Consider the following 12,219-nt stretch of genomic DNA (forward strand, 5'->3'; position numbering starts at 1 on the left):
GACACATCAACAAAAAGGGCTCCCGTTCGGGAGCCCTTTTCATTGCCAAACGCGTCGGCCTCAGGTGAGCGCCAGCCCGGCGGAGAGCAGCAGGCTGAACAGAAATGCGCTGATGGCGGTCTTCTTGAGGGCGCCGGTCAGCACCTCGCCATCGAAACTCTCTCGCAGGGTGCGGGCGGCATCGGTGAGGGGCTTCATGGCGGGCAGGAAGATCCAGGGCCAGAGGCTCGCAGGCTGAGTCAGCAGGAAGGCGATGGTCGCCAGCAGCGCCGCCCCCAGCAAGACCCAGTGATAGGCGATGGCCCGGTTGCGGCCAAGGCGCACCGCCAGGGTGATCTTGCCACTGGCGGCATCGGTCTCGATGTCCCGCACGTTGTTGATGTTGAGCACGGCAGTCGCCAGCAGGCCGCAGGCGGTGGCGGGCAGCAACAGGTCCCACTCCAGGCTATGGGTGAAGAGGTAGTAGGAGCCGAGCACCCCCAGCAGGCCGAAGAACAGGAACACCGAGATGTCCCCGAAGCCGCGATAGCCGTAGGGGCTCTTGCCCACCGTGTAGGTGATGGCCGCGACGATGGCCGATCCCCCCAGCAGGATGAACGTCAGGAGCTGCAGCCACGCCTCGCCGAAGGCGCAGATCAGCAGGGAGAGGCCGCTCACCACGGCCGCCAGGGCGGTCAGCCCCATGGCCACACACATCTGGTGCCGGGTGATGAGGCCGGAAACCACGGCGCGCTGGGGACCGATCCGCTCCCCGTTGTCGGCTCCGGAGACCGCATCGCCATAGTCGTTGGCCAGATTGGAGAGAATTTGCAGCAGGATGGCGGTCAGCAGGGAGAGCCCCATGATGGTGCCGTCAAACGCTCCCCGGCTGGCTGCCAGCCCCGAGCCCAGCAAGATGGAGGAGCACGCCAGGGGCAGTGTTCGCAAACGCGCCGCCAGCAACCAAACAGAGAAGGTATTTGTCATATTGTGATGGCCAAACAATCAGATATTGATCGTGTTAAGGGTTATCGAACCGGATTTAGGTATACTTGGCTGCGCGGGGGCGTCGGCTCCCCCGGGCAATTTACATGGACGAATGGGCAGATAATATATAGGAAATCGTCGCCCTTTGGCATCAACCTGCGCCATCCTCCCCCGGAGCGATCGCGATTATCCGGCTCAGACTAGACATCCATGTTGGCTCAGACCCACCTCAAGCAACAACTGGACGCCCTGCGTCACAGCACTGTCAGCGGTTTCGTGCGACTGCGCGTGGCCGCTCACGTCGACGTCTTTCCCGGCTGGTTGGCGGCCCAGACGCTCTACCCCCGCATCTATTGGCACGCCAGAGGGCAACAGAGCCCGGAGTACGTGGCGCTTGGCGCCATCCACGAGCTGACCCGGCCGGAGGATATCCAGCGGGTCTGCGACCTTGCCGGCACGGCCAGTGAAGACAGCCCTCGCTACTACGGCGGTCTGGCGTTCGACCCGGATCTGCCCGGCTGGCAGGGGTTTGGCCCCTGCCGCTTCGTGCTGCCCCGCATCGAGCTGGTACGCCGGGGGGAGTGCACCAGCCTCTGCCTCAATCTCTGGCTGCCTGCCCGGGAAGAGGGTCACGCATTCGAAACCGAACTCTGCGCCGCCGAGGCGGCGCTCGATGCCCTGCAACCCGAGGCCCCCCTGCCCGCCCTGCAAAAGCGGCCATGGCAGCGCCAGGACCTGCCGGGCCCTGCCCAGTGGCAGACCCTGGTGGAGCAGGTCACGGCCCCCGACTTCCAGGCCCGCACCCCCAAGGTGGTGCTGTCGCGGGAGAGCCTGCTCCAGAGCGAGGCGCACGATGCGCCACTCTGCCCCTGGTCCCTGCTGACACAGTGGGCTCGCCACGCCCAGGAGTGCTTCCACTTCGGCTTCCAGTTCTCCCCCGAGCAGAGCTTCATCTCCTGCTCCCCCGAGCGCCTCTACCGCCGGGAGAAGGGCCACCTCTTTACCGAGGCGCTGGCAGGCACCATTCGCCGTTCCGGGGATGAGGCGACCGACGCGGCCCTGGCCGCCGAGCTGCTGGCCGACAGCAAGAACCGGCTGGAGAACCGGCTGGTTCACGCCGACATTCTCAGCCGCCTGGCCCCCCTCACGACCGATGCCACCCTGACAGAGCCGCGCATTCTGAAATTGCGGCTGCTGCAACACCTCAAGTGCGACATCGAGGCCGAGCTCAAACCCGGCGTCTGCGACTGGCAACTGCTGGCTGCCCTGCACCCCACCCCCGCCGTGGGGGGCGCCCCCCGCGAGGCGGCGCTCGCTTTCATCCGTGAATGCGAGCCCCATGATCGCGGCTGGTATGCCGGTGCCTGCGGCATGCTGAGCCGGGAGACCTCGGAGTTCTCCGTCGCCATTCGCAGCGCCCGGATCAGGGGCCAACGCATCAGCCTGTTCGCCGGTGCCGGCATAGTGGCGGGATCGGAGCCCGCCGCCGAATGGGCCGAACTCGACAACAAGATCGCCAACGTGCTCTCCCTGCTGGGATAGCGTTTCTCACCGACTCCTCACTGCGAGAGCTTCATGTCCGCCAGCCACGTGTCCGCGCATCACGCCTTTGCCAGCCATCACGCCACCTTCAACCATGTCTGGTCCTCCCTCTTGCTGGAAGAGCTCTTTCGCCTCGGCGTACGCGACATCGCCCTGGCCTCCGGCTCCCGCTCGGCGCCGCTCACCATGGCCGCCGCAGCCCACCCGGGCTTTCGCCGCCATCTGCACTTCGACGAGCGGGGTCTGGGCTTCATGGCGTTGGGGCTGGCCAAGGGGAGCGGCCGCCCGGTGGCGGTGATCATGACCTCGGGCACCGCGGTGGCCAACCTCTGGCCCGCGGTGGCGGAAGCCCAGCTCACCGGGGTCCCGCTCATCATTCTCTCTGCCGACAGGCCACCCGAGCTCATCGACAACGGGGCCAACCAGGCCATCGATCAGCCGGGGATCTTCGGTCGCTACCCCGTCTATCAGCAAAATCTGCCGAGCCCCACTCCCACCATTCCGGCGGCCTTCGTGTTGAGCTCGGTGGATCAGGCCCTAGCCCGACAGGCGCACACCCCGGGGCCGGTGCACTTCAACTGCATGTACCCCGAGCCCCTCTACCCCGGCGACCACTATCTGGACTTTTCCGATTACCTGGCGCCCCTCGGCGACTGGCTGCACTCGGCCAAGCCCTGGAGCCCCTGGCTGGTGGGCGAGCCGGGCTGCCCCGCCCAGCCGGACTGGGAGGAGCTGAAGGGCAAGCGCGGTGTCATCGTCGCCGGACGCATCCAGGATCCAGTGCAAGGCAAGGCGGTGGCCGAGCTGGCAGACCGCCTCGGCTGGCCCCTGCTGGCAGATCTGCAAAGCCAGATCCGCTTCGATGATCGCAACCTCGTCCACACGGATCTCGCCCTGCAACACAGCGACTTCGTGGCCGAGCTGGCCCGCGCCGAGGTAGTGCTGCAATTCGGCGCCCGCCTCATCTCCAAGCGCCTCGGCCAGTTCATCAAACAACACCCCTGGCAGGATTACTGGCTGGTGGACCCGCAGCCGGCACGCCTCGACCCCGACTACCGGCTGCGCCGTCGCCTGGTGTGCGACCCCGCCGCCTTTGCGGCCGCCCATCCAATCCCCCATTCGCAGCAGCCCTGGCACCAGTTGGCCACGCGCCAGCAGGCCATCAGCCAGCAGATCCGCACCGCCTGTGATCGCTTCTCGGAGCTCGGGGTGTGCCACCGCCTGAATCAGCTCATCCAGGGTCAGTTGTTCGTCGGCAACAGCATGCCGGCCCGGCTGATGGACATGCTGGGCGAGGTGGGCAAGGGCCCCAGCCGGGTGATGACCAACCGCGGCGCCTCCGGCATCGATGGCCTTATCGCCACCGCATACGGCTTCGCACAGTCGGTCCCGCCTGACAGCCGCGAGCCCACCACCCTGCTGCTCGGGGATCTCAGCGCCCTGCACGATCTCAACAGCCTGGCGCTGCTCGGCAAGGGGAGCCGCCCCCTGGTGGTGATCCTGCTCAACAACGACGGCGGCAGCATCTTCCGCATGCTGCCTGTGCCCACCCAGGACGCGCTGCTGGAGACCTACTACTGCCTGCCCCACGGCCTGCACTTCGAGCACGCAGCAGCCATGTTCGGCCTGCACTACCGAGCCCCCACCACCCTCGACGCATTTGAGCAGGACTATGCCGCAGCCCTGAAAAACGGGGTAACCCTGATTGAAATCAAGGTACCGAGCAGTGAAGTCGCCGAGGATCTCAAGGCACTGGGAGCCGCTATCCGTGGTCTCTGATCCCGCCGTGCCGCTGGTGCTGCTGCACGGTCTGCTGGGGGACGCCGACGACTGGCGACCTGTCATCCAGGCCCTGCCCGGCGTCCCGTGCCATGCCCTGGATCTGCCGGGCCACGGCCGCAACCGGGCACTGCGGGTGAGCGGCTTTGACGAGGCCCATCGCTGGCTCTGCGACGAGCTGGCCGCACGGGATATCGCCCACTACCGGCTGGTGGGGTATTCGCTGGGGGGGCGGCTCGCGCTTCATCACGCCAGCCACTCCCCGGCGGGGTTGCAGGCCCTGCTGCTGGAGAACTGCCACCCCGGGCTGCCTGCCGGTGAACGTCCGGCCCGCATCGCTCACGATGAAGCCTGGGCCCGGCGTTTCGAGTGCGAGCCCCTGACCCGGGTGCTTGCCGACTGGTACCGCCAGGGCGTCTTCGCCGACCTGGACGACGATGCCCGCACCCGCCATGCCGCACGCCGCCTTGGCAACGACGGCAAGGCCGTGGCCGCCATGCTGAGGGCCACGTCCCTGGGGCGGCAGCCGGATCTCGCCCCCTGGCTTCGGGATACCCGGCTGCCGGTGCAGTGGATCTCAGGCAACCGGGATCACAAATTCCATGCCCTCGCTTGCCAGTTGGTAAAGCAAGGCTGCAATATCAAACACTTGGCTCTGGATGGCGGACACAATCTGCACACAAGCCAGCCCGATACCTTTGCCCGGCTCCTGCGGGAGTGGGCTCACCAACCAGAAGAGAAGATCCATGATTGAAGCAATGACGGAAGCCGAGCTCTATGCCCCTGTCGAGTGGCACGACTGCTCCGCCGGTTACGAGGACATCCTCTATCACAAGTCCCCAGAGGGCATTGCCAAGATCACCATCAACCGTCCCCAGGTTCGCAACGCCTTCCGCCCCCGCACCGTGAAAGAGATGCTGCAAGCCCTGGCCGATGCCCGCTACGACGACAAGGTCGGCTCCATCATCCTCACCGGCTTCGGCGAGAAGGCCTTCTGCGCCGGCGGCGACCAGAAGATCCGCGGCGACTACGGTGGCTACAAGGACGATGAAGGCACCCATCACCTCAACGTGCTCGACTTCCAGCGTGATATCCGTACCTGCCCCAAACCCGTGGTAGCCATGGTGGCTGGCTATGCCGTCGGTGGCGGCCACGTGCTGCACATGATGTGCGACCTGACCATCGCCGCCGACAACGCCCAGTTCGGCCAGACCGGCCCCAAGGTGGGCTCCTTCGACGGCGGCTGGGGCGCCTCCTACATGGCCCGCATCGTCGGCCAGAAGAAGGCTCGGGAGATCTGGTTCCTCTGCCGCCTCTACGACGCCAAACAGGCCCTCGACATGGGGCTGGTCAACACCGTCGTGCCCCTGGCCGAGCTGGAGCGTGAAACCGTGCGCTGGTGCCGCGAGATGCTGCAACACAGCCCCATGGCCCTGCGCTGCCTGAAGGCGGCCCTCAACGCCGACTGCGACGGCCAGGCCGGTTTGCAGGAGCTGGCAGGCAATGCCACCATGCTGTTCTACATGACCGAAGAGGGTCAGGAAGGGCGCAACGCATTCAACGAGAAACGCCGTCCCGACTTCTCCAAATACAAGCGGAACCCCTGATGACACTCGCCCTCTACCGCTACCAACTGCCCTTTACCCAGCCCCTGGCCTTTCACGGTCAGTTGCAGGTAGCGCGCGAGGGCCTGCTGGTACGCATCGACGATGGCTGGGGGGAGGTAGCCCCCCTGCCAGGATTTTCCAAAGAGACCCTGGCCGACGCCCAGGCCGAGGCCCTCGACTGTCTGGCGCAGCTGGCGCGGGGACAGACCCCGACGCCACAGCTGCCCTCGGTGCAGTTCGGGCTCGACTGCGCCCGTCGTAGCTGGCCCGAGCAGGGTGCCCCCCTGCCCGAGCCCTATCCGCTGATCCAGGGCTCCCCCCAGGAGCTGCTCAAGAACTGGAAGCAGTGGCTGCACGAGACCCCCCTCAAGGCCAAGCTGAAGGTGGCCCGCTACCCCATGCGCGACGAGCTGGCGCTGATCCGGCTGCTGCTCGATCGGCGCCCCAACCTCAAGCTGGTCCTGGACGCCAACCAGGGCTGGACCCGCGAGGAGGCCTGGGCCTTCTGCGGCCACCTGGATCCGAATCGCATCGAATACCTCGAAGATCTGTGCGCCGACTTCGAGGACATCGCCTTCGTCGCCAGCCGCACCGGCATGCCGGTGGCGCTGGACGAACTGCTGGCCCAGGGCAAGCCCTGGGAGCCCATCCCGCAACTGCGCGCCCTGGTGCTCAAGCCGACCCTGCTCGGCGCCCTGGCCAACAGCGAGGCCCTGGTGGCCCGCGCTCGCGAACTGAAGCTCAAGGTGATCGTCTCCTCCTGTTTCGAGTCCGGTCTCGGCCTCGGCCAGCTCGCCCGTCTCGCGGGGGAGTGGGCGCCGGATCAGGCCCCTGGCCTCGATACCCGCCGCTGGCTGGCCAGGGATCTGCTGGACAAGCAAGGGCAACCCGATCCGGGCAGGATGGACCCCCTGTTTCACCGTGACTGACCCATGGTGACCCGTCAGATCCCACGGCAGGAAACCTGCCCGGTACGACGCTGGGCGACACTGGCCCCTCATCGCATTGCCATCCACAGCGGGGAGCCTCTTAGCTACCAGCGCCTCGACCTGCGCCTCAACAACCTGTGCAATCAGCTCGCCCGGGCCGGGCTGGAACGGGGAGATCATCTCGCCGCCGTGGTGCGCGGCGCCCTGGAGGATGTGTTGCTGGCCTGGGCCTGCGTGCGCAGCGGCATCGTCTTCTGCCCCCTCAATCCCGCCTTTCCGGCAACCAGACACAGCGAATTGGCGAGCCAGCTCGAGGCCCGGGCATTCTGGTCGGCAGGCGAGATCCCGGCGGGCGACTGGCAAGCCCTCAGCCTCGACTTCACGGGCGAGCTGGCCGCAGATGGGGAGTCCCCGCTGGTACCCGACCAGCCGAACAACATGATCCTCACCTCGGGATCCAGCGGTACCCCCAAGGCGGTGGTCCACCGCCTCGCCAACCACCTCACCTCGGCCCGGGGTTCCGCCACCCTGATCCCCCTGGACGAAGCCTGTGGCTGGCTGCTCTCCCTGCCACTGTTTCATGTCGGCGGTTACGCTATCCTGTTTCGGGTCTTCCTGGCGGGAGCCGCCCTGGTGCTGGACGATCGCACCCGGCCCCTCAAGGCGCGGCTCGAGGATCAGCCCATCACCCACCTCTCGCTGGTGCCGACCCAGCTCTGGCGCCTGCTGGCACAGGGGTTCGACCCATCCCGCACCCGGGTGCGAGAGCTGCTGCTCGGTGGCGCCGCCATCCCGGCGCCCCTGGTCAACCGGCTGACCGCTCTGGGGCTGGAGCCCAAGGTGAGCTATGGCCTCTCCGAGATGGGCAGCCAGGTCTGCACCGGGCAACCCTGCGCCGCCGGCGTGGTGGGTCGCCCGCTGCCGGGGCGGGAGGTCTGCATCCGCCAGGGGGAGATCTGCGTGCGCGGTGAGACCCTGTTTGCCGGCTATTTCAGGGAGGGCGAGCTGGTGCGCCCCCTCGATGAAGAGGGTTGGTTCCACACCCGGGACAAGGGCCGCCTCACTCCGGGGGGCGATCTGGTGGTGGAGGGGCGACTCGACAACCTCTTCATCTCGGGGGGTGAGAACATCCAGCCCGAGACCATAGAGCAGCGGCTGGTGGATCACCCTGCCGTGGCCCAGGCCCTGGTGGTGCCGGTGCCGAGCGACGAGTGGGGGCATAGGCCCGCCGCCTTCATCGACTGGCACGACGAACCTGTCCCCCCTGCCGAACTGGCCGCCTGGATCAGGGGGTCGTTACCCGGCTTCATGGTACCGGACCAGTGGCATCCCTGGCCGGATCTCGGCGGCAATCTGAAACCCTCCCGCACCCTGCTCGCCCGCAGCTTGCGACAAGAGGAGTGACACCTCCCCCATATGGGGCGGAGTCCTTGCTATCAACACAGCCCCTTTTGGGGCTGTTTTTGTGTTGTTTGCTCCCGAATGCATCATTTCGCTGCGCCATCTGGCCAATTGATATTCCTTTGGAGCCCAATACCCTCTCTGGTCCCCACGCCTCTCCATCCACCAAAGGGATCATGATGAAGCACATCTCTCCCCGGCTGCTGCTCCTGGCAGCCCCAAGCCTGCTCGCCACTTCGGCGCTGGCCGACTACCCCCCCTCCGACTGGCAACAGTATCAACTCAAAGGCGAATCCAGCCGTCAGCTGGGGGATCGTCTCACCGAAGTGACCTTTGAACTGAGCGCCCGCAGCGGCGACGCCTCTTATCAGCAGTTGAGGGTGTATCGCCGCTTCGACTGGAGTGATGCCAACCTGGCTGCGCTGGCAGAGCAGCAGTGCGGCGAGCCGCAACTCAAGATCGAGCAGGGCTGGCAGATCCGCTACCTCAGCTGTGAAGAGGTGGTACCGGCCGGCAAGGCCGTCCCGGCCAGCAGCTATGACTATGGCTACGGCATGAAGCAGGGCCGCTGGGAGCCGCTGGCAGGCACCCCGACCGCGCCGCGTCAGGATCGTCTGCCGCTGGCGGAGCGGGTCATCCTGGGTCACAGCGAGCAGGAGCTGGATCGCTGTGAGCTCAACGCCGAAGGTCGCTGCGCCGAACAGGCATGGCAGTACCAGCCGCAAAACTGGCAGCAGTTGAAGGTGCTGGAAGAGACCCCCAATGAACGGGATGGCCGCCTCGAGCAGATCTTCTTCCGCCTGCAGCCCATCGCAGGCAGCCAGGCCGCCAAGCAGGTGAGCGAGCTGCACATCTGGCGCCAGTACACCTGGCTGCTGGAACAGGCCAAGGCCCAGCAGGAGTGCGATGAACCCCAGACCCGTCAGGAAGGGGACAAGACCATCAGCTACCGGGTGTGCCGTCAGACCCTGCCCGCCGGCAGTGAAGTGCAGGTGGTCTTGAAGGACACCGGCTATCAATACCCGGTGGGGGGCAGCGAATGGCAGACCCTGCCGGAGACGACCGAGTGGCAGGAGAGCCGGGTGCTCAATCGCCCCATGGTGCTGGCCAGCAAGGAAGAGCAGCTCGACTGTCGCCGTGCCGACGGCCGCGCCTGCTCCGAGCCGGATCTGCCGGGCACCGAGCTGCTGGACGCCGAAGCGGCCAGGATAGTGCAGGATGCCAGTGGCCAGCCTGCGCCGGTCTGGCAGGAGAACTATGGTCACGATGACACCAAGCTGCTGGCCGTGTCGCGCGGCATCCAGAGCCTGCTGGCGGCCAATCAACCGGCCCATCCGGCCATGAAGCTGCTGCTGGAATACGTGCGTGCCCACAACTACCACAACTACGGCAAGCACAAGGAAGACGGCCCGGCTGCCGCCGAGGCGCTGGCCGAGGCATTGACCGCGCTGGGCGCCCATCCGCTGCTCTTCCCGGAGCAGGCCCGCGACGAGATAGGCGCCGTCATGGGTGCCTGGAGCATCGCCCTGCACGGTCAGTTCAAGAGCCCGGCAGTGCAGAGCCGCTTTGGCACCCTGCTCGGCGAGTTCAACCAGATGCTGGCCTACAGCACCCGCCATTCCAGCGAGATCAACGGCCAGCACGCCTGGGCGACCGGTCTGTTCGATCTGCTCAACTTCCTCGACTTCGCCAGCGACTACAGCGATCCCTTCGCCAACGACTTCCGCCAGCAGGATGGCGAGCTGCGCAAGCAGCTGCACGCCCTCGGCATGAGCGAGCTCGCGTTGTGGAAGGGACGGGATGGCGCCGATCTGTTCCTGCTCAACAACGTGCTGGATGCCTACACCCGCCTCTACCGGGTCGCCCGCCATACCCGCCCGGACGAGCTCGACGGCTACCGCAAGCTGCTGGATGACTCCGTCATCGCACTGGTTCGCCACCACGACCTGATCCCCGGTGGCCAGCAGAGTCAGGATCTGCTGGAAGACATGTCGCTGACCCTCTCCACCTACTACCTGACCTACACGGACCGCACCAGCGAAGCCTGCATCAGCGGTGACTTCGCCGGGCTCTGCACCCCCGTCCGGGTAGAGGACGTGCTGCCGTTCGAGCACACCTGCTCGCCGACCCTGCGCCTGCGGGCCCAGGATCTGACCATGGCTCAGGCCGAGGGGATCTGCCGTGAACTGGGTGCCGAAGAGCAGCAGTTCCACCAGCAGATGGAAACCGGCTGGCAGCCGGTGGCGGACGATCACAACGAGGCGCTGGAACTGGTGGTCTTCAACTCCTCCGCCGACTGGAAACGCTACGGCAGTGCCCTGTTCGGCGGCGTCTCCACCGACAACGGCGGCATCTACCTTGAAGGGGATCCGGCTCGCCCCGGCAACCAGGCCCGCTTCTTCGCCTACGAGGCGGAGTGGAAGCGCCCAGCGTTCCAGGTGTGGAACCTGCGCCACGAGTACGTGCACTACCTGGACGGCCGCTTCAACCAGTACGGCAGCTTCGGCCACTACCCGCTCAACCGCACCACCTGGTGGTCGGAGGGGCTGGCGGAGTTCGTCGCCCACGGCCAGTGCTTCGCCCGCGGTCTGGACAACGTCGCCGGCCGCCCAGCCAGCGATCGTCCGGCCCTGGCCGACATCCTGCACCTGGATTACGACAAGGGTGGCGAGATGGTCTACTCCTGGTCCTACACTGTGCACCGCTTCCTGAACGAGACCGGTCGCGGCGCCAGCTGGCTCGCCATGGCCCAGGCCCTGCGCAACCCGGATCAGCAGCAGGCCATGAGTGCCTTCGAAGCCGAGCTGGACCAGCTGATTGCCAATGACAGTGAGGCTTACCAGCAGTGGCTCGGCCGCGAGCTGCTGCCCTGGTGGGAAGCCAACAAGGACTCCGACGAGTGCAAGGCCAACGACTCTTCCCACTGAGAACGAGACGGCTATGACAAGGGGCGGCCATGGCCGCCCCTTGTTTATGGCGCCGTTTGATAAGCCCGGGATCCTGGCGCGCGCTGCGACAACCTCTGCCCGAGTGAGCCCCTGCGCCGCCATCAAACCTGACGCGCCACAACAACTTGTAATAGAATGACCCTCTGTCTTCTCTTACTTCAGACCCGAACCGCACCGCGCATGAAGAAGTTTGCCAAGATCCTGCTCGCCTGCCTCTGCCTGTTGCTGGCCTCCATCGCCGCCCTGCTTGGCTACAGCGAGTGGACCGTCTCGGACGCCCGTCACTACACCTATGACGACGTCAACGCGGTGCCCTACAACCGGGTCGCCCTGGTGCTCGGCACCTCCAAATACCTGATTGGCGGCAGCCCGAACCACTACTTCAAATACCGGATCAAGGCCGCCGCCGAGCTCTACAACAACGGCAAGGTGGACTACATCCTGGTCTCCGGCGACAACGCCACCGTGCAGTACAACGAACCGCGCCAAATGCGGCGGGCCCTGATCCAGGCCGGCATCCCGGCCAACGCCATCTACAGCGACTACGCCGGCTTTCGGACTCTGGACTCCATCGTGCGTGCCAAGGAGGTGTTCGGTCAGGCCCACTTCACCGTGGTCTCCCAGGCCTTTCACAACGAGCGTGCCATCTTCATCGCCCGCCATTTCGGCATCGAGGCGGTCGGCTTCAACGCCGTGGATCCCAGCGCCTATCAGGGCATCAAGACCCGGGTGCGCGAGGTGTTCGCCCGCCTGATGGGGCTGCTCGACCTCTACGTGCTGGACAAGGGTCCCAAGTTCCTCGGCGAGCCCATCGTCATCGGCGGCCCGGTCCCCTGCCAGGCGTTGAGCACCATAGGGGCAAGCCAGCCCTGCCTGCCCATTGCACCGCCCCCTCATCAGCCGAAAGCCAAGCAGGCAGCGGCCGTGAGCGCGGCAACCGCCACCAGCGCAGCCGTGCCGAGCGAGCCAACGCCCGTGGATAATCCGGCTGCCGCCAGCGCGGCGCCGGCCACTGGCAGCGCGCCAACCCCTCAATAAAAGAGACCC

General features: G+C 66.2%; 9 protein-coding genes. 8 read left to right on the plus strand and 1 reads right to left on the minus strand.

The window, feature by feature from the left end; genetic code table 11:
- Window positions 1–60: 60 nt before the first annotated feature.
- The gene (locus ACVDHI_RS10850; protein ID WP_447212075.1) at window positions 61–966 is read right to left on the minus strand and encodes a 1,4-dihydroxy-2-naphthoate polyprenyltransferase; all 906 of its coding nucleotides are present in this window, start codon (window positions 964–966) and stop codon (window positions 61–63) included.
- Window positions 967–1,176: 210 nt separating this feature from the next.
- Between ACVDHI_RS10850 and ACVDHI_RS10855 the strand changes: the two genes are divergently transcribed.
- From ACVDHI_RS10855 to ACVDHI_RS10890, 8 genes are all read left to right on the plus strand, one after another.
- Window positions 1,177–2,508, plus strand: a complete 1,332-nt coding sequence (locus tag ACVDHI_RS10855; protein ID WP_301480432.1) for an isochorismate synthase — start codon at window positions 1,177–1,179, stop codon at window positions 2,506–2,508.
- Window positions 2,509–2,541: 33 nt separating this feature from the next.
- A complete protein-coding gene (gene menD, locus ACVDHI_RS10860) occupies window positions 2,542–4,287 on the plus strand; it encodes a 2-succinyl-5-enolpyruvyl-6-hydroxy-3-cyclohexene-1-carboxylic-acid synthase (RefSeq protein WP_324062110.1) in 1,746 nt (581 codons plus the stop codon).
- Complete coding sequence (menH, locus tag ACVDHI_RS10865; RefSeq protein WP_223955860.1) at window positions 4,277–5,041, plus strand: 2-succinyl-6-hydroxy-2,4-cyclohexadiene-1-carboxylate synthase; 765 nt, start codon at window positions 4,277–4,279, stop codon at window positions 5,039–5,041. The genes menD and menH overlap by 11 nt, the downstream gene beginning before the upstream one ends.
- On the plus strand, window positions 5,034–5,894 hold the full coding sequence (gene menB / locus ACVDHI_RS10870) for a 1,4-dihydroxy-2-naphthoyl-CoA synthase (RefSeq protein ID WP_039039779.1): 861 nt from the start codon (window positions 5,034–5,036) through the stop codon (window positions 5,892–5,894). The genes menH and menB overlap by 8 nt, the downstream gene beginning before the upstream one ends.
- On the plus strand, window positions 5,894–6,823 hold the full coding sequence (gene menC, locus ACVDHI_RS10875; RefSeq protein WP_324062108.1) for an o-succinylbenzoate synthase: 930 nt from the start codon (window positions 5,894–5,896) through the stop codon (window positions 6,821–6,823). Before menB ends, menC begins: the two co-directional genes overlap by 1 nt.
- 3 nt (window positions 6,824–6,826) lie before the next feature.
- Window positions 6,827–8,227, plus strand: a complete 1,401-nt coding sequence (gene menE, locus ACVDHI_RS10880; protein WP_324062106.1) for an o-succinylbenzoate--CoA ligase — start codon at window positions 6,827–6,829, stop codon at window positions 8,225–8,227.
- 173 nt (window positions 8,228–8,400) lie between these two features.
- Window positions 8,401–11,151, plus strand: a complete 2,751-nt coding sequence (locus ACVDHI_RS10885) for a collagenase (protein WP_410487946.1) — start codon at window positions 8,401–8,403, stop codon at window positions 11,149–11,151.
- Between the two features lie 156 nt (window positions 11,152–11,307).
- On the plus strand, window positions 11,308–12,210 hold the full coding sequence (locus ACVDHI_RS10890; protein ID WP_447212076.1) for a SanA/YdcF family protein: 903 nt from the start codon (window positions 11,308–11,310) through the stop codon (window positions 12,208–12,210).
- The last annotated feature ends 9 nt before the right edge of the window (window positions 12,211–12,219 follow it).

Source organism: Aeromonas sp. 25-248 (genome assembly GCF_053005425.1).